Below are 18230 nucleotides of genomic sequence, written 5' to 3' on the forward strand. Positions count from 1 at the left end.
CCTAATCCCTTCGTCTTGTATCCCTAGGGTTCCAGGAGAGCTATTAGGTCATAGCTGAGCGGACGCCTCGCCGGTGGGTGGCTAGCGGAGATTGCGCGAACAATTGATCCGTCACCGTCAAAGACGAGCGTTCGGCTTTGCCCCTCGATCCGGACCCAAAAGTATGTTGCGTCTTCGCCAACGTCGTCGAGGGGTGCCCTGCTCTTGCGCGACCCGTGCCGTTTGAGGTGCCTCGATCACCCGGGTTTAGGTGGGCCCAGTTTTGATAGCGGAGGGGGCGGGCTTTGGTCCCAGGCGTCAGGACGTTCGGCATCTCTTGAACACGATCGAAGGAGTGCGGGCCGTCGACAGCGTCCTGTCTGACGGTGCCCGCACCCACGGCCTCTCAGACTGGGGCGTCCGGCAATGCCTTTCAATTGGCCTGATTTTGATGGTCATTTCCGAAATGTTCGCTTCGTCTTCCGGATTCGGATTCGCGATCGTTCAGTTCCAGCCCCGCCCTCGAGAAGGCGCCCGAGAGAGAGCATTCGTCGCACTGATCCTGGACGCACCTGAAGACTTTGTATCGAATGTCTTCGTTGTTACCTTCTTCAGGGAGGCTATAGGGCATGGGGCACCTCGCTGCTGGACGGCGGGTGGGAGGTCAGGCGTGTCATTACGGACCCGGCAGCGCGTGGCCTCGCGCGGCGACTCGACTAGTGGCGGAACTGGAAAGGATCGCAGCTGCGGCTGGCGCCAGTCATTCTTCAAACCAGCGGCAACAATCCGGAAGCAGAAGCCCTGTACGCGCAGATCGGTTAGAGATACGCAGCGGGCCATTCACCCTACGACACCGCGATACCGTCGTCGATCTGCTTCGGGAAGATACCTGAGGCTTGATTCCAAGGAATCAAACCGGCGAAAGCCGGGCGCAACGGTGGCCGGGGGACGACGGCGGGATGTACCGCCGTCGTCCCCTGTCGGGTTTCAGAGGTTATTGGCCGGACGTCGGGTCCGTACCGGCCGTTGACACAAGCGGTCCCAGCATCAAGCTTCCTGGCTTGAATTCCTCACCGCATTCCGCACACGACACCAACGGCTTCAGGTCGGCCCCGCAACTGTGCTTGTAGGAGGCGCGGGGTGTCTCGTCGCGCATCCATGTGCTGCTCCACGCCGCGAGTGAAATGAGGATGGGCGCGACTTCGGCTCCGGAAGTTGTGAGGTGGTACTCGTAGCGCGGAGGGCGCTCAGAGTACTGGACGCGCTCGATCACGCCATGGCTTTCGAGTGTGCGCAGCCGGCCGGTCAGGATGTCGCGGGACGCGCCCGTATTACGGGCGATCTGGTCGAACCGGTGAACGCCCAGCGACATCTCGCGAAGCGCCAGCAGCGCCCACCGCTCCCCCAACACGTCAAGGCCTGCAGCGATGAAACACGCCCTCGGCGCGCCTGCTGCCGCATCGGTCGGCGGATTCATCGTTCACCTGCTTTCGGTACTTTCTCCAAGTATACAGTGAGTTGGAAAATCCAACCGACTCGGATAGCCTGAGACTCTGAGGCCGCAACAACCGCGTCGCCGCCCTATCCGACATCAGGAGAAAACTATGCCACTGCTATCTGGCTCCGTCGTCCTAGTCACCGGCGCGAACGGAGGACTGGGCCGCGAGCTCGTGGAACAGGCTCTCACCCGTGGCGCTGCGAAGGTGTATGCGACAGCCCGACGTACGCGAGAGTGGAACGATCCCCGGGTCGTCCCTCTCACACTCGATGTCACCGACGCTGACTCGATCCGGGCCGCCGTCGCCCAGGCCCAGGACGTCACGGTCCTAATCAACAACGCCGGTACGAGCATCGAATCCGACACTCTGTTGGCACTGTCCGACGAGGAGATCCGCGACGTCATGGAGACCAACTTCTTCGGACCCGTCGCCCTGACTAGGGCATTCGCACCGGTACTCGCCACCAGCTCGACGTCAGCGGTCCTCAACATCCACTCGGTGCTCAGCTGGATCGCACTCACCGGCGCCTACAGCGCATCAAAGGCCGCGTTGTGGTCAGCGACCAACTCCTTCCGCGTGGAACTGGCACCTCAAGGCACCCAGGTCACCGGTGTTCACGTCGGCTACATGGACACAGCCATGGCTAAGGGCGTCGATGCCCCGAAGACCTCCCCCGAGGAAGTCGCACGGAAGTCCTTCGACGGGCTCGAGCAAGGTGATTACGAGGTCATCGTGGACGAGATCAGCGCCGGCGTGAAGCTCGGCCTGTCCGGCCCGATCTCCGATCTGTACCCGGCTTTGCCGGCCAATGCCCCCGCATGACCGCGGGAAACCCTGAAGACCTGCGGAGAACTCAAGGAGGAAACCCCGGTGTCAACCAACGCCTCAGCGCAACGCTCGGAAACCTTCACCTGGATTGATCCGGCAATCGCGCTCGAGCAGCTGCCACGGCTGTCTGGTCTGGACTACTTTTCCGGCCTCCGCGAAGGCAGCATCGCGCCGCCACCGATCGCTTCCCTTATGAAATTCGATCTCGTCGACGCGAGGCACGGACACGTCGAGTTCCAGTGCCAGCCTGGCGAAGCGCACTACAACCCCCTCGGGATGGTGCACGGCGGCCTGGCCTGCACGCTCCTCGACACGGTGCTGGGCTGCGCAGCACACACCACCTTGGAAGCCGGGATCGGATACATCTCCATCGACCTGGCGGTCAAGTATCTGCGGCCCCTCACACTCCAGAAGGGCGCACTTCGCGCAGAGGGATCAGTCGTGAAAACAGGCTCGCGCGTGATATTCACCGAAGGCCGCCTCAGCACCGCCGACGGAGAACTCCTCGCCACCGCGACGAGCACGCTGCTCATCTTCACGCACCAACCGGGCGGACTGACGAGATGACTGATACTGGCACCGCAGCTGCGCTGACGCCGGCCCCTCAGGTCCGCGCCTTGCCCCCGGCCACCCTGTCGGGAATGCCGGCGTTGAGCCGCTTCGGCATTCCCTTGGGGCTTGCCGGTCTTGGCGGCGGCTGGTCCGCCGCGAGGAGTTCTCTCGGATCCCCGATGTGGCCGGAGGAAATCTTTTACGGGGCAGCCAGCGCTCTATGGCTGATTCTGACCGCCGTCTACGTTTTTCGGGGCCTTCGCCGAAAAGGAACATTCCGGGCCGACCTGAGACACGAAGTGGCGGGGCCCTTTGCGTCCTTCATCCCCCTAGTGGGGATCCTGCTTTCGTCGCACTACAGCCAGTATCTGCCGCCATGGGGCGCCTGGCTGTGTATGGCTTTCATTGCAGGCCTAGCCGTCGTCGCTGCCCAGCTCCTCGCGCACTGGGTCACCGGCGGGGTATCCATGCAATCCATCCATCCCGGCTACCTGCTGCCCGTCTCGGCCGGGGCCTTCGTTGCCAGCATCGGGTTCTCAAGCATCCACGCCCTTAATGCGGCCGTGGCCGCGTTTGGCGCTGGCGTGTTCTTCTGGCTGGTCATGGGAACGGTCGTCACCGTGCGCCTGATGAGCGGCGGCGAGGTGCCACCAGCTGCCAAGATCGGACTGTCCGCATACCTCGCTGCGCCGGCAACGGCCAACATCGCCTGGATGGTGTCACATCCAGGCCCTGTGGGGGCAGTCCAGCTCGGCCTAACAGGCGTGCTGCTGTTCATGGTGCTGATGCAGGTCATGCTCGTCCCCGAGTACCGAAAGCTTCCCTTCACACAAATGTTTTGGGTGTTCACCTTTCCCGTGGGTGCCACCGCGAACTATGCCATCCGCTGGCTGGCGACAACCGATCTCCCCGGCCGGGAGATCTACGCCTGGACGATTCTGGGCCTCGCGACAGCCTTTACCCTGGTCATTGCCGCTCGCACCGCCCCAACAGCCATCGCCCCAAAACAGCGGGACGAGCCGGGCACGGAAAACAGAAGCTGAAACTGCTGCCTGCAACCAGCTTTTGAAACAGGGAAGGGGCGATGTGGCAACACGTCGGGCACGGCAACCCGCTTCAGAGCGTTTGTGGGTGTCCAGCGCCGCCCATTCCCGCAGGGGCTCTYCACACCACAATCTGTGCGCAATCAGAGCCCAAAAACCCCTGACCCGCGGAAACACTGTGCCCGAGGTGAGACTCGAACCGCATTCCGGGCCTTGGAAAGGCACGTGTGACTTCGACGCCGAAGTCGCACAGAAGGGGCTCGTCGGGCCTGTTCGGGTGGTGGTAGCGAAGATGTTGTGGCCATCCCTCCACAGATCCGGCTGACTGCGAATGAAGTCCCAGACCTTGCCCACCGCCGGCCCCATGTCGAGCCGACTTCATCCGGCGTCGCCTCGCGCCGGACGGCTGCCCGCCTGCGGGGGCGAACAGTCTGTACGCTAACGGGGACCGTCATGCCGCGATCCTACATCGCACCTCGCCGACGGACTTTGTTTCAGGCCGGCAGGGCGACCCCCAGTGATCGACGCTGCAGGCGCCGGCGGCGGCGACTATGCCGCCGCATGGATCTCGGGATCACCGAAGGTGTCCGCGCGCTCGAGAACACGCACAGTACGTAATGCCCCGGAACCGCCCACGCGGCAGAAACTACCCACCGACTTTAAACCCGCCTCCGACGGGCGCCAATACCCGTGGCAGGTGACCTGCCTAGGCACTCAGCTCCAAGCCCACTGACAGCGGAAGCTCAGTGACTGATGTGCCGATGCGCAGGCGGTAGTCCCCGGGTTCGTAGGCCCAGCCGTTGTCCCAATATGCCAGGAGCCGGGTAGGCACGTTGATGACCGCCGTGAGGGTCTCGCCGGGTTCAGCCCACACGGGGGCGAAGGCAACGAGCCAGCGCACGGGACGGTCCACGGCCGAGCCGTGCCGTTCGGCGTAGACCTGGATGACTTGTTTGCCGGGGCGGGTGCCGGTGTTGGTCAGAGTCACATCGAGGGGCACGACGGCGCCGGGCACCGCAATCGCAGGAGCGTCAACGGAGTCAAGGGTCCATTCGGTGTAGCCGAGTCCGTACCCGAATTCGTAGGCGGGGGTAGCGCCGGCTTTGAGCCAGGCGCGGTAGCCGATGTGGATGCCTTCGTTGTAACGGAGTTTGCCGGCCGCGTCGGGGGTGGTGTTGAGGACGGGGACGCTGCCTTGGGTGGCGGGCCAGGTAGTGGGGAGCCGGCCGCCTGGTTCGGATTGTCCGGTGAGGATGTCCGCGAGGGCGTTGCCGAATTCCTGCCCTCCGAAGTAGCCGATCAGGGTGGCCGCGACCTCGCGGCGCCAGGGCATGAGGACGGGGGAACCGGAGTTGACGATCACGACGGTGCGCGGGTTGGCGGCAGCGACGGCGTGGACCAGGCGGTCCTGCATGCCTGGCAGTTCCAGGCCGGTGCGGTCGTAGCCTTCGGATTCCACCCGGGAGTTGGTGCCGACGACGACGACGGCGACGTCGGCTTCACGTGCGGCCTTGGCGGCTTCGATGATGAGCGCTTCGGGGTCGGGGTTGTCAGCCTCCGTGCCGATTGTGACGCTGAGCGCGTTGGACAGCTCGGTGGCTCGGTTGGCGAGGTCCAGCTCGATCCGGACGTCGACGGGTGTGCCGGCGGTGACGTGGACGGGGATGGTTTCCGAGGGCGGGGCGAGGAACGCGGCCCCCAGGTCGGTGCCAACGGGGACGATCGTGGCTTCGTGCCGGAGTTGCCCGTCCAGGAAGATCCGGCCGTGACCGACGGTGGCGAAGCCCAGGCGGATAGTGCCGGTCTCCTCCGGGGTGTAGAGGGTCTGGAACTGCACCATGGAGGACTCCGCGATCGGAGCGTCCCCGCCGAACCAAACCAACGCGGTGGAACGGCGGTTCTCCGCGAAGAGCTCGGTGTTGGTGGAAGCAAAGAAGCGCACCCGCAGCCCCGGGCCGCCGGTCACCGGGTTGGTCAACTGCTCCAAAGGCAGTTCGGCGATGCCTTCCTGCACCACCGCGCCGACACTGTAGGAGACGTTTTCCTCGCCGAAGGCTGCACGGATCCCCTCCAAAGGTGTGACGATTTTCTCGGGCAGCACGGTGGCAGATCCGCCGCCCTGGGTGCGGGCCTGCAAGGCGTTGTGCCCGCTCACCGCGATCTTGCCGGCAGAGGCAGGCTCCAGCGGCAGCACGCCGTCGTTCTTCACCATCACGGTGCCGGCCGCGGACGCTTCCCTCGCGAACGCGAGCGGGTCCTCCCGGTCCGCCGGTTCGGCCTGCACAGGCTCGAACCCTTCCAGCGCTCCGACCCGAGCGGCCAGCTGCAGGATCCGCAGCACCTTCCGGTCGATGCTCGCCTCCGGGACCTTCCCGCACTTGACCGCCAGTACGAGCTCTGCGCCCCACGGCCCGTCAGGGCCGGGCATGACCAGGTCCTGGGAAGCGCTGGCGGAGTTGACACTGCGCACTGCGGTCCAGTCGCTGATCACGACCCCGTCGAAACCCCATTCGCTGTTCAGCGGTGTTTCCAGCAACTCGTTTTCCGTGGCCGTGGCCCCGTTGATCGAGTTGTACGCGCTCATCACCAGCCAAGCCTTCGAGTCCACGATGGCTTTCTCGAACGCCAACAGGTACAGCTCGCGCAATGGGCGCTCGTCGACGAGAACGTCCACCGTGAACCGGTCCGTCTCGGAGTCGTTGGCCACGTAGTGCTTCGGGGTGGCGCCGACGCCGTTGCGCTGGACCCCGGCCACATACGCGGCCGCGAGTTCACCGGTCAGGACCGGATCCTCGCTGAACGCCTCGAAATGCCGGCCACCCAACGGGGAACGGTGCAGGTTGATCGTCGGACCCAGAACGACGTCGACACCCTTGCGGCGGGCCTCGACCGCTGATGCAGCACCCAGCCGGTCGGCCATGGCCGGGTCCCAGCTGGAGCTGATCGCCGTCGCTGACGGGAAATTCATCGACGGTTCACGCTCATCCCAGACCTCCCCGCGCACCCCCGTCGGACCGTCCGAAAACAACATCCGCCGCAGCCCGATCTTCTCCACCGGCCACGTCGTCCAAAAATCCCGGCCCGTCAACAACCGCACCTTCTCCTCAAGGCTCAGCCGGGCCAGAAGGGATTCTAGGCGCTGGTCAATGACAAGCTGATTGGCCGAACGGTGATCCGGAGGGAGCGTTTCCATAAATGTTCCTATCTTGAAAGTGCCTTGTTGGTGGCCACTTGGGCCTGAGAGTTGTTCCTGCTACTTTGCGTGTTCCGCCCCGGCGGGCACCGGTGCAAGGGTTTCTTTGCTGGGCTGGAACCCGATCCGCCACGCACGGAACCACAGTCGCTCGCCGTCGTCGTTCAGGACTGGTCCGGAGTACAGATGCCAGCGCCGTCCGTCCATTTCAGGGCTTCCCGCAGCTCGTTCCATGGGGTTTCGGTCCTGGACGGGGACGGGAGGGTCTGCGGTCCACGCGATGGACGCCCCGTCGGTGAGGCACTGAGCCTCCACCCCGTCTGGCGTCTGGACAATGAGGGGTGCGGCTGTCGTCCGGGGCAGACCGGCGGGGCGCCAACGGTCGATGAGCTCCGCTTCGCTCATCAGGCCCAAGTCCCCGAAGCGGCCCTGCCACCGCGCCAGCGCATCTCGGAACCGGTCAAGGTCCGCGGCATAGGCTGCGTCGGCGACGAGGTTCTGGGTTTCGTGGGGATCCGCGACGAGGTCGTAGAGTTCTTCGGCGGGCTTGGACGAGGCCACGAGCGTGCGCTGAAGATCGGTGAACAGGTTACGGGGTTCACCGCAAGCGAGCTGTTTTGCCTCTTCCGACGCGATGCGGCGCAGTTCGGACCACGTCGGTAGCCGGTCCGGGTAGTCGGTATGGAGCATGGGCGGGCGATCCGGGTGGAAGTTGCGGATGTATCGGAGGCGCTGGTCCCGGACTGTGCGGGAGGTGTCCTCGGCTTCATCCATCCGGTCCCGTCCGCCGTAGACATACTCGTTCGGCTGCTCTGCGAAGGATCCGTCCGGGCCGAACAAGGGGACGCCGTGCATATATTCGGGAACAGGCAGTCCGCAGGCCCGCAGCATCGTCGGGGCCAGATCCATGGTGTGGACCAGATCTCCGCGTACGGTGCCGGCAGGAATCACGCCGGGCCAGCGCAGGATTAGTGGCTCGCGGAGACCGGCTTCCGTGGTCCAACGTTTGGCCCGGGGCATGCCCTTCCCGTGATCGGACCAGAACACCACAATCGTGTTTTCCGCCAGTCCGTCTTCCTCCAGCTGGTCCAGGATGGTCCCCACCCAGTGGTCCATCTCGGTGATGAGGTCCGAGTACCGTGCCCACGCCCGCCGGAACACGGCCGTGTCCGGATAGTACGGCGGCAAGGGCGCCGACGCCGGATCATGCCTGTCCGCGGCCCGTACGTTCACCGTGACAGCCTGAAATGCTTCGTCGTCCAGATAGATCTCGGATTCGTGGGTGGCCATGCCGTGGAATGCCGCGAAGAACGGGGTGTCGGGGTTCGGCCGGTTCCGCCAATGCGCAGCAGGTGAGCAATCGTCAAAAACGGTGGGCGGAATGTCGACCTGGAAGTCAGTGAACCAGTTGTTCGTGCAGTAATAGCCGGCCCGCCGGAAATATTCAGGCAGCAGCCTCACCTCTGGCGGGGGCACGGCCTTGGTGCGCATGTGCATCGTCCCGATCGCCGTTGGGAAGCAGCCGGTCATGATCGCCGACCGTGCCGGCGCGCACACCGGAGCGGAGGCGAACGCGCGGTCAAACCTGGCCCCTTCAGCAGCGAGCCGGTCAAGACGGGGCGTCACCGCGTACTCTGCCCCGGCCCAGACACCCGAGTAACAGCCCAGGTCGGGGTTGATGTCATGAGTGGAGATCCACACGATATTGGTGCGGTTCATTTGCCGGAGCTGCCCAGTAATTCGCTGGCTGCCTCGGCTTCGGCCGTGAAAGTAGCCCCCAACGGATCCACGGTTTCAGTCATCCATGTCGACAGGGCCTCGCGCTTTGCGGCAAGCACGGGGGCCAACGAAGGCTGAGCCGCGAGATTATGCAGGCAATCGGGGTCGGATGCGAGATCGTAGAGTTCCTCGCGCGCCCGGGAGACGTAGAAGTCTGCGCGGTGGCGGATATCGAGGTCGTCTTCGGCTGCGGCAAGCATTGCCTTCCAGGACAGGCCGAACATGTTTTCAGCCCTGTACTGCGTCTGGCCGTCCGCCCAGGCGTTCCAGATGTAGCCGTAGCTGGCGTCCTGTACGCAGCGCATTTCGTAGCGCTGTTTCGCCGCGGTTTCGTGGAATACCGTGAATACTTGTTCGCGCCCCTCCTCCCGCTGCTGGAGGAGCAGCGGGAGGAGGGAACTGCCGTCGAGCCCGGCCGGCGTTGGGACACCGGCCGCGTCGCAGAACGTGGGGAACAGGTCGAGCATGTTCACGAAGTCGTCCGCGTTGCCGGTGCCTGGAGTGGTTACCCCCGGCCAGCGGACAACTAACGGAGTCAAGGTGCTGCGCAAATAGCAGTTGGCCTTCGCGAAGGGAAACGCCATGCCGTTGTCGGAGAGGAAGATGACCAGGGTCTCATCTGCTGCTCCGGAGCGTTCCAGGGCATCGAGGACTGCCCCGACGACGTCGTCGCAGCGGCGGGCCGAACTGAGGTATTGGGCGTACTCGGTGCGGACGTCGGGCAGGTCGGGAAGGAATCCGGGGACTTGGACCTGGGCTGCTTCGAATACCTTGGAGGGCTCCGGGTAGAGCTCGCGTTCTTCCGAAGTCCATTCTTGCCGCTCATTTTCGCTGCCGTGGAAAGGCCTGTGCGGATCGTGAGCGTTGGCCATGAGGAACCATGGCCGTCCTTCACGTGTTGCCTCCGTGATGAACTCTTCGGCCCTGCTTCCATACGCCGCGGGGTTGCGGCCCAGGCCGAGTTCGCGCATATTCACTGCCGTGTCCCAGGCGAAGCGTTCCACCGGTTGGAGGTGGTCGATCTTGCCCAGGATGCCCACACGATAGCCCGCCCCTTTGAGCAGGTCGTTGATGACTCCGATGCCGTCGTTGATCGGTTCAAACCCCTCGGCGCCATTGCGGTGCGGCCAAAGTCCAGTCATTAGCGCGGACCGGCTGGGCTGGCAGACCGCCGCAGGGACATGGCCCCGTCGGAATACCATCCCATCCCCGGCAAGGCGGTCCAGGTTGGGCGTGGCTCCGGCCGGACCTCCGAATGATCCGGGGGTGTTGCCGTCCATGTCGTCGGCGGTGATCAGGAGGATATTTGTCACGGGTGCTCCCTACGTATTCTGTTCGGCGAGGAGCCGGTGTCGTTCTTCGCGTCGTTGCGCCTGGGCTTCAGGGTCGGCAACCGGTGCGGCGAAGAAGAGTCGCTGGGTGTAGGGGTGCCGGGGTGCGCTGGTGACCTGGTCGCCGTCGCCGAATTCGACGATGTCACCCCGGTACATGACGGCCACCCGGTGGCTGATGTGCCGGACGACTTCGAGGTCGTGTGAAACGAACAGGTACGCCACATGTGTCTGTTCCTGGATGTCCTTGAAGAGTTCCAGGACGCGTGCCTGGGTGGATAGGTCCAGAGCGGACACGGGTTCGTCGCAGACGATGAGTTGTGGTTTCAGGGCAAGGGCCCGGGCGATCGCGATGCGTTGTCTTTGGCCTCCGGAGAATTCGCGCGGCAGTCGGTTCCCCGAGTCGGCCGGGAGCCTGACCATCTCGAACAGCGCTTTGATGCGCTTGGATGATTCGGCGCGCGGGACCTTCCGGACGGTGAGCGGTTCGGCAAGGATCTGCTCGACTGTCCGGGATGGGTTCAGTGAGGTGTAGGGGTCTTGGAAGACGACCTGGATGTCGGTAGCGAGTTCCCTGCGTTCGGAGCGTCCGGCGTGGGCGATGTCCTGTCCGCGGAAGAGCACCTTGCCTTCGGTCACGGGTGCAAGACCCAGGACTGCGCGGCCCAGTGTGGTCTTTCCTGATCCGGACTCCCCCACCAGGCCGACGCATTCTCCGGCGCGCACGTCGAGTGAGACGTTGCTGAGGGCCCGGAATGGCTTGGCCCGAAAACCCTTTGCCGGGTATTCGACCGTGACGTTTTGGATGTCCAACAATGGCTGGTTCATCGCAAGGCTCCCTTCCGGGACGGGCTGGCACTGGGTCCAGCATCGAAGGTGGCGAGTGGTCCGCGGGGGCTGGTTTCACCGAGGATGGCTCCGAGGAGCTCTCGTGTGTAGGGGTGGCGCGGGTCCGCGAAAATGGACCGCGTGGGGCCGGTCTCCACGATCCTGCCCAGCCGCATCACCGAAACGCGGTCGCAGAGGTCTGCGACGACGCCGAAGTTGTGGGTGACGAGGATGACGGCCATGCGGAATTCCGATTGCAGGTCGCGCAGCAGGTCCAGGACCTCGGCCTGGACGGTGACGTCGAGTGCCGTGGTGGGCTCGTCCGCGATGAGCAGGTCGGGGTTGCAGGAGATCGCCCCGGCGATGAGGACGCGTTGGGCCATTCCGCCGGAGACCTGGTGCGGGTACGCGGCAAACGTCCGCTCGGGGTTGGGGATTCCCACCCGGGCCAGGAGCGCCAGCGCGCGTGCTGTTGCGTCCTTCTTGGACATCCGGAGGCAGATTCGCATCGGCTCCACCAATTGGCTGCCGATCGTGAACGACGGGTCCAGGTTGGACATGGGTTCCTGGGGGATATAGGCGATGCGGGAGCCCCGGATCTTCTCCATGTCTTTCTCATTCAGGGCGGCCAGGTCGTCGTCCCCGTGGAAGAAGATCGAGCCTCCCGTGATCCTGCCGCCTTCGGGCAGCAGCCGCAGGGCTGACCACGCCGTCTGGGTCTTGCCCGAACCGGATTCGCCCACGAGCCCATGGACTTCGCCGCGGGCAACCGTCAGCGAGACGTCGTGGACAACACGCTTCGTGCCGCCGTCGCCCGTCTCATACCCGACCGAGAGGTTCTCGATCCGGAGGACCGCCTCGCCGTCCGGGCCGCCGTCGTCGTGCCGCATGACTTCTTCGCCGGCGACGGCGGGTTGTTCCGCGGGCTGCTTGCGACGGCGCCGGCGCGGCGCGTTTGAGCGTTCGAGTTCGTCTCGCAGGCTGTTGGCGAGCAGGGTCAGCGAGATCAGGGTGAGGCCGATGGCGAGGGCCGGCCAGATGATCAGCAACGGGGCCGCGTAGAGGTTGGTGAACCCGTCGCTGAGCATCTGGCCCCAGGTGGGGAYGTTGATGTCGCCCAGGCCCAGGAACTCAAGTCCGGACTGGACGGCAAGGGCAACGCCGCCGACGATCGCGGACTGGACCACGATGGGTGCGCGGACAACGGTGAGGATGTGGATGCCGATGATCCGAGTGTCACTGAGGCCGGAGACCCGCGCAGCATCGACGTAGAGCTCGTTCCGGACGGCGGAAACAGACGCGTAGACAAGCCGGAAGAAGGCCGGAGACAGCATCACGCCGAAGATCAGCATCGATGCCCAGAGGGACGGTCCGACGACGGCGCGCGCGGCCAGCAGGACAATGATCGCCGGGAGTGCCATCAGCATGGAGATGACCCAGGTCGACACGGTATCGATCCATTTGCCGTAGTACCCAGCCAACAGGCCGCCGGTCACGCCGATCACCATGGAGGTGACGAGGGCTAGCAACGCGCCGGCAAGGCTGAACTGCGCCCCGAAGAGGAGCCTTGAGAGCACGTCGCGGCCTGCGCCGTCAGTGCCGAGAAGGTGACTGCTGTCCGGGGACGACAGGACCGCTGATATGTCTGCCGTATTGGGGTTGTGTGGCGCCAACAACGCAGCAGCAGCGGCGCTGATGATGACCACAGCAAGGAAGATCAGGGAGGCCAGGGCCAGTGGGTTGCGCAGAACGCGGCGCAGAAGGGATGCCTGGGCCGCGGCCTCGGCCGCTACGTTGGCGAGCTGGGGATCTGGGGCGTGGACGGGTGTACTCATGACAGACGCACTTTCGGGTTGAGCCAGCCCTGGGCCAGGTCTACAAGGAGGTTGAAGATGATGACGAGGATGCCGGTAGCGACGAGCAGCCCCATGACGAGGGGAATGTCTCCCTGGGTCGTGGCCTGTACGGCCACTTGGCCGAGTCCGGGGATGGCGAAGACCTGCTCGACGATCACCGCCCCGCCGAGAAGCCCCACGAAATAGACGGCGAGGACCGCGAGGGCCGGACCGGCGGCGTTGCGCAGGACATGTTTGAGGACCACGCGGCCTGCCGGAATTCCGCGGCTGCGCAGGGTCCGTACGTAGTCGTTGCGCAGGGCATCGATCACGGAGCCGCGAACCTGCTGAGTGACGCTGGCGATGCCGCCGAGGGCGAGGGCGATCACCGGAAGTGTGACCGTTTTCGCCCACCCTGTGGGGGAGGTCAGGAACGACACGTAGCCGGTGGGGTCGAACCAGCCCAGGGTGAGGGCGAACACGAGCACCAGTCCCACCGCGAACAGGAAGCCGGGGATCGCGTGGCCCGCAATGGCCAGGAGCTGGGCGAACCGGTCAACCCATCCGCGTTTGGTGGCGGCGAGCACGCCCAGTACCACCGAGATGACGGCGATGAGGATGATGGCGCCTGTCACCAGCGACAGCGTCACCGACAGGCGCGAGCTGATGGCGTCAAGGACCGGCTGACCGCTGAACCAGGAAGTGCCGAGATCACCCCGGACGGCGTGGGAGATCCAGTCGCCGTACTGGACCAGAACCGGGCGGTCCAGGCCCAGTTCCTGGGCCTTGAGGGCGACGGTTTGCTGATCGGCGTTCTCGCCGAGGATCTTCCTGGCAATGTCGCCACCGCCAAGGTAGAGGAGCGTGAATCCAAACGTGGTGATGGCGGCCAGCAGGGCTACGCCCGTCAGCAGCCTTCGCCCGATAAAGGTAAGCATTTTAGTGATCTCTCGATTCGTGGGGATGGCCGGGCGGGGACCCTCGTCGACGGGTCCCCGCCGGGGCCTCAGGCCTTGGGCGTGATGTTCCAGAGGTTGGGCCAGACATTGCCCTGGTTGAGTACGACGCTCGTGCCGGCATTGGTGACGAAATAGTTGGTCGGCGCATACCACGGGGCGAACCATGCCTGGTCAACGACGTATTCGTTCAACTTCTTGAGTGCCGCAGCGCTGTCGGCCTCGCTCCCCGTGCGGATCGTGGCTAGGAGTGCGTCTACGTTGGGGTCCTGGTACTTGAAGGTGTTCCAGGTGGCGTTGGGCGCGATCAAGTTGCTGATCAGCTGCCAGTCGTTCGCGTCGCGTTGCAGCGTGAAATAGGAGAGTCCGTACTTCTGTGCCTGGAGATCCGCGATGATATTGGTGCCCGTGTCAACGTACTTGACCTTGATGCCGACGTCCCCCAGTTGCTGCTGCAGCAGGGGCCCCAAGGACTTCGGGAATGCCGGCGATGTCGGCAGCGTCAGTTCCAGGCCGCTTGTGTAGCCGGCATCGGCCAGGAGCTTGCGGGCCTTGTCCGGGTCAAACTTGTATGTCGAGTTCAGCGTGTCTTCATAAGCGGGAGATTCCGGCCGGAAGACCTGGCCTGTGGCCTCGCCTCGTCCCAGGCCGACCACCTTCAGCATGGCGGCCGCATCCACGGCATAATTGATGGCCTGCCGGACCTTCACGTTGCCCAGCGCCGGGTTGGATTTGCCTGCACGGTCGAAGAGGAGGAGACCGGCGAAGTTCAGGTTCTGTCCGTTGGATTTGAAGCCGGCAGCTTCAACCTGCGGGAGAATGCTGTTGTCCCCCACTGCTGCGGCGTCCAACTGCTTGCCCCGCAAGGCATTGAGCTCGGACGTGGCGTCGGTGTAGACGTTGATGGTGAGGGTGTCGTACTTGACCGAGTTCGCATCCCAGTACTTGGGGTTCTTCTCAAACTTGTAGGACGTGCCCACCACCGTCTGGCTGGTGTTCAGGGTGTAAGGGCCGGAACCGACCGGATTGGTCTGCGCGTCCGCCTTGCCGAAGGCCGCCGGACTTTCCTGCAGGCCGGCCGCTTGGGCGAGATAGATGAGGAACGCCGGGTTTGCCCGCTTGAGCGTGATCACCAGGGTCGTCTTGTCTTGGGCCTTGGCATCGGCCAGGTCTGCGACCTTCGACTTCTGCGGGGAGGTGCCGTCCCGGAAACGCAGCAGGTTCTGAGCGGCGACTTCTGCGGTGAACGGCGTGCCGTCCGAGAAGACGACGCCGTCCCGGAGGGTCATGGTCAAAACCGTCTTGTCCGCGTTGTATTCCCACTTCGTAGCCAGGGACGGTTGGACATCCTTGCCGTTGGGTGCCGGCTTCAGCAACCCGTCGTAAACCGCCTGGGCATAGACCGACTGGTTTCCCCAGTTCATGTTCCTCGCCTCGAACGTGGTCGGCGCAAGGATGTTTCCCAAGGTGATGGTCTTGGAGGGTTGGGAAGGGCTGCCACTTCCGCTGGCACAGCCGGTCAGCGCGAGGCCTGCAGTGAGTGTTACTGCCAAACCTGCTTTGGTGAAACGCATCTTTACGTCCTTTCAGCTGGGGAGGCACCCGAAGCGTCGGCGCTCGGTGCCTTCTGCTCGACGATGAACAGTTAGCTACAGAATGGCAGGTTGTGATCCAACACACAAGGCCTTTTCTATAAAACTATGCACATAGCTTAGTTCCGGTTTTTATGGGTTTACTCTGTCGCTAACTGTTCCACTAGTGCTATAACAGTTACAGAACGCCACCGAGTATGGACTCAAGGCGGCAGGAGTTGCTCCGCCAGATCCAGACCGCCCGCACAAGACCGCCCGCACAAGACAGGACAAGATCGATGAAGATCATTTACGTGGACGTAGACTCCCTCCGTCCCGACCACACCGGGCCTTACGGCTACGACCGCAAGATCACGCCGAACCTGGACGAAATGGCCCGGAACAGCGTGATGTTCGACCGGTACTACTGCTCCGATTCACCGTGCCTGCCCTCCCGTACAGCACTGACAAGCGGCCAGCACGGCATCTCCAACGGTGTGATCGGCCATTTCGGGGACGACTCCCGGTTCCGCCTGGACGCCGGGCATGCTCCCCACCCGGGCCGCCCTTTGCTGGGACAGGCACTCAACGCAGCCGGATACACCTGCGCGGCGGTCTCATCGTTTGCCGAACGGCACCGCGCCTACTACTTCATGGGGAACTTCCGTGAGAACGTTCAGGTCACTCCGGACATGGGCGATGAACCGGCGGACATGATCACGGATGCCGCCGTCGACTGGATCGAGCGGCACCGCAACGTGGAGAACTGGTACCTGCACGTGACCTATTGGGACCCGCACACGGACTACCTGCAGGATGAATCCTGGACGGCCAAGGCGGCCGCCTCCGGCCCTGCCCCTGCGTGGCCGGACCAGGAAGCCATCGACGCCCACGCCGAAGTGTACGGCGCCCGAAGCGCCCTTGATCTTCACTACTCAGGCGCTCCGCGGAAGTCCCGGGTCCCGCACAACATGCCGGACGCCATCCGCACCCGAGCAGACTTCGAGCACCTCATCAACGGCTACGACGGAGCCATCCACTTCTGGGATGCCGAATTCGGCAGGCTTCGGCGGTCCATCGAGGCAATGGGCTTGGCCGATGAAGTGGCCATCATCGTCTCCTCGGACCACGGTGAGTCCTTTGGCGAGCTCGGCCTTTACGCCGAACACGGCCTTGCCTCCGAGCCGGTCCATCGCCTCCCCATGATCATTCACTGGCCGGGCATCACCGACCAGCCTGGAGTGGCCGCAGGCCGGAACGACGCCCTGCTCTACAACATCGACTTCGCACCGACCATCCTTGACCTCCTAGGTCTGGAACAGCCCGAAAAGTGGCAGGGCCAGTCCTACGCCGCAGCCGTCCGGGGCAGAACAATCGACTCCCGCCCCTACCTTGTATGGGGCCATGGTGCCCATACATACCAGCGCGCCGTCCGCACCCGAGACCACCTATACATCCGCACCTACCACCCGGGTTGCTTCCGAGCCGAGTGGGAATCGCTGTTCAATGTCACCGAGGACCCCTACCTGACCCGCAACCTCATCGACATCGAACCGGACCTCGCCATTCAAATGCGCTCCCATCTGTTCGAATGGCTGAGCTTCTATGCCGGCACTCCGGGCGCCCTCCCGGACCCCATGCAGGGCGCGCTCCAGACCGGGCCCACCTTGTACAACCAACCCGACAACTACATGGAGCATCTCAGGAACACAGGGCGCGCCCATCTTGCCGATGACCTCCTGGAACGGTTGCATCCCAAGAACGGGGCCACCCACGTATCCTGGCACGCACAGGTACCCCTATCGACTGACGACCGTGCCGCCATGCGCAGGCGGTACGAAGCCATGATGAGCACCGAGTGACCGCCGCACCGGATATCCTCCTCAAAGGCGCTTCTACCCAGCGCCCTCAGGAGGCGAAAGTGTCATTGGGTCGTTTGGAAGTCATTCTGCTGGGCTTACTCTCCACCGGAGACCGCACAGGCTACGACTCTTGGAAATGGCTCGAGGGCCACGGCCCCTTCGTGGGATACACCGCCAAGACGTCGCAGATCTACCGCCAGCTGGGAAAGCTGGTGGAATGGGGGTGGGCCACCCAGTTCCTGGATCCGCGCAGCTCCGGTCCCGATGCAAAGCTCTACCGAATCACTACTGCCGGCCACGCCACCCTGCAGGAATGGATCGACTCTCCCTACATACCCTCGCCCCGGCCGCTTGACCCGGACTTCCAGGTCCGGCTCCGCTTCGCCGGAAGCACAGGACCGGAGAAAGCGCTCGAATTGGTGCGGATCGAACTGGCTTACCGTAGAGAACGGGAAGCCAACATTGATCGGACTTTTGACGAAGTGCTGGTCAGTGCCGATGCCACGGCGGAAGAACGACAATGGAGCGAGGAGTGGTTCCTGATGCAGAACGAACGCGGACACTACATGGTGTCCAACCTCATCGCCTGGCTCGAAGCAACAGAACGCCGACTCCAGTCGCTCATCGGAAAGACGCCCTAAGAGGAAATCATGATCGAGGACAACGGGACGCATGCGGCCATAGCCGGGAGCTGCTGCCCCGCGCCCCGCGCGCCAGGCCTGGACAACGCAACGGACCCGGCCAACGCCGCGGGACGGCCCGACGTCGAACGCCTCCTTCCGGTAGCCGCAGTCGACGGCGCTGCTCCTCCCGAATCCTCGCCCGCCACCCACGAGGACGTGCTGATTCCCGGCGGCGTGTTTGCCATGGGAGACGCCTTTGGCGAGGGGTACCCCGCCGACGGCGAGGGCCCCGTGCATGACGTGCGCCTCGATGCCTTCCGTATTGATGCGACCGCGGTCACCAACCGGATG

The 18230-nt window shown here is 64.1% G+C and carries 14 protein-coding genes and 1 pseudogene; 7 read left to right on the top strand and 8 right to left on the bottom strand.

The features are described 5' to 3' along the window. Positions 1–313: 313 nt before the first annotated feature. Positions 314–493 (top strand): annotated as a pseudogene (locus tag AC1DLO_RS20900) (ABC transporter permease); the annotation flags it as partial. Positions 494–973: 480 nt separating this feature from the next. On the opposite strand, the gene AC1DLO_RS20905 reads toward AC1DLO_RS20900, so the two are convergent. Then, positions 974–1456, bottom strand: coding sequence for a winged helix-turn-helix transcriptional regulator (locus tag AC1DLO_RS20905; RefSeq protein ID WP_476891603.1), 483 nt, complete (start codon positions 1454–1456; stop codon positions 974–976). 127 nt (positions 1457–1583) lie between these two features. Here AC1DLO_RS20905 and AC1DLO_RS20910 point away from each other — a divergent pair, with 127 nt between their 5' ends. Genes AC1DLO_RS20910 through AC1DLO_RS20920 form a run of 3 tightly spaced genes read left to right on the top strand, consistent with a single transcriptional unit; the run spans position 1584 to position 3901 of the window. Next, a complete protein-coding gene (locus tag AC1DLO_RS20910) occupies positions 1584–2300 on the top strand; it encodes an SDR family oxidoreductase (RefSeq protein ID WP_476891604.1) in 717 nt (238 codons plus the stop codon). Between the two features lie 48 nt (positions 2301–2348). After that, complete coding sequence (locus tag AC1DLO_RS20915; RefSeq protein WP_476891605.1) at positions 2349–2873, top strand: PaaI family thioesterase; 525 nt, start codon at positions 2349–2351, stop codon at positions 2871–2873. Further along, complete coding sequence (locus AC1DLO_RS20920; RefSeq protein WP_476891606.1) at positions 2870–3901, top strand: SLAC1 family transporter; 1032 nt, start codon at positions 2870–2872, stop codon at positions 3899–3901. The genes AC1DLO_RS20915 and AC1DLO_RS20920 overlap by 4 nt, the downstream gene beginning before the upstream one ends. A 706-nt stretch (positions 3902–4607) precedes the next feature. On the opposite strand, the gene AC1DLO_RS20925 is transcribed toward AC1DLO_RS20920, so the two are convergent. From AC1DLO_RS20925 to AC1DLO_RS20955, 7 genes are all read right to left on the bottom strand, one after another. Next, positions 4608–7094, bottom strand: coding sequence for a glycoside hydrolase family 3 protein (locus AC1DLO_RS20925; protein ID WP_476891607.1), 2487 nt, complete (start codon positions 7092–7094; stop codon positions 4608–4610). Between the two features lie 60 nt (positions 7095–7154). Next, positions 7155–8813 (bottom strand): sulfatase family protein, encoded by a 1659-nt coding sequence (locus AC1DLO_RS20930; protein ID WP_476891608.1) that lies wholly within the window; start codon positions 8811–8813, stop codon positions 7155–7157. After that, positions 8810–10186 (bottom strand): sulfatase family protein, encoded by a 1377-nt coding sequence (locus AC1DLO_RS20935; RefSeq protein ID WP_476891609.1) that lies wholly within the window; start codon positions 10184–10186, stop codon positions 8810–8812. Before AC1DLO_RS20935 ends, AC1DLO_RS20930 begins: the two co-directional genes overlap by 4 nt. A 9-nt stretch (positions 10187–10195) precedes the next feature. Next, positions 10196–11032: an ATP-binding cassette domain-containing protein gene (locus AC1DLO_RS20940; protein WP_476891610.1), complete on the bottom strand. Its 837-nt coding sequence runs from the start codon at positions 11030–11032 to the stop codon at positions 10196–10198. Beyond that, positions 11029–12867, bottom strand: a complete 1839-nt coding sequence (locus AC1DLO_RS20945) for a dipeptide/oligopeptide/nickel ABC transporter permease/ATP-binding protein (RefSeq protein WP_476914595.1) — start codon at positions 12865–12867, stop codon at positions 11029–11031. The genes AC1DLO_RS20940 and AC1DLO_RS20945 overlap by 4 nt, the downstream gene beginning before the upstream one ends. After that, the gene (locus AC1DLO_RS20950; protein ID WP_476891612.1) at positions 12864–13805 is read right to left on the bottom strand and encodes an ABC transporter permease; all 942 of its coding nucleotides are present in this window, start codon (positions 13803–13805) and stop codon (positions 12864–12866) included. Before AC1DLO_RS20950 ends, AC1DLO_RS20945 begins: the two co-directional genes overlap by 4 nt. Positions 13806–13873: 68 nt before the next feature. Continuing rightward, positions 13874–15397 (bottom strand): ABC transporter substrate-binding protein, encoded by a 1524-nt coding sequence (locus tag AC1DLO_RS20955; protein ID WP_476891613.1) that lies wholly within the window; start codon positions 15395–15397, stop codon positions 13874–13876. Between the two features lie 296 nt (positions 15398–15693). Between AC1DLO_RS20955 and AC1DLO_RS20960 the strand changes: the two genes are divergently transcribed. The 3 genes from AC1DLO_RS20960 to AC1DLO_RS20970 form a co-directional block, all read left to right on the top strand. Further along, complete coding sequence (locus AC1DLO_RS20960; protein ID WP_476891614.1) at positions 15694–17256, top strand: sulfatase family protein; 1563 nt, start codon at positions 15694–15696, stop codon at positions 17254–17256. A 59-nt stretch (positions 17257–17315) separates the two neighbouring features. Further along, positions 17316–17897, top strand: a complete 582-nt coding sequence (locus AC1DLO_RS20965; protein WP_476891615.1) for a PadR family transcriptional regulator — start codon at positions 17316–17318, stop codon at positions 17895–17897. A 9-nt stretch (positions 17898–17906) separates the two neighbouring features. Continuing rightward, on the top strand, positions 17907–18230 hold a 324-nt coding region (locus AC1DLO_RS20970), incomplete at its 3' end, for an SUMF1/EgtB/PvdO family nonheme iron enzyme (protein ID WP_476914596.1).

This window comes from Arthrobacter sp. 01T419 (assembly GCF_056398865.1).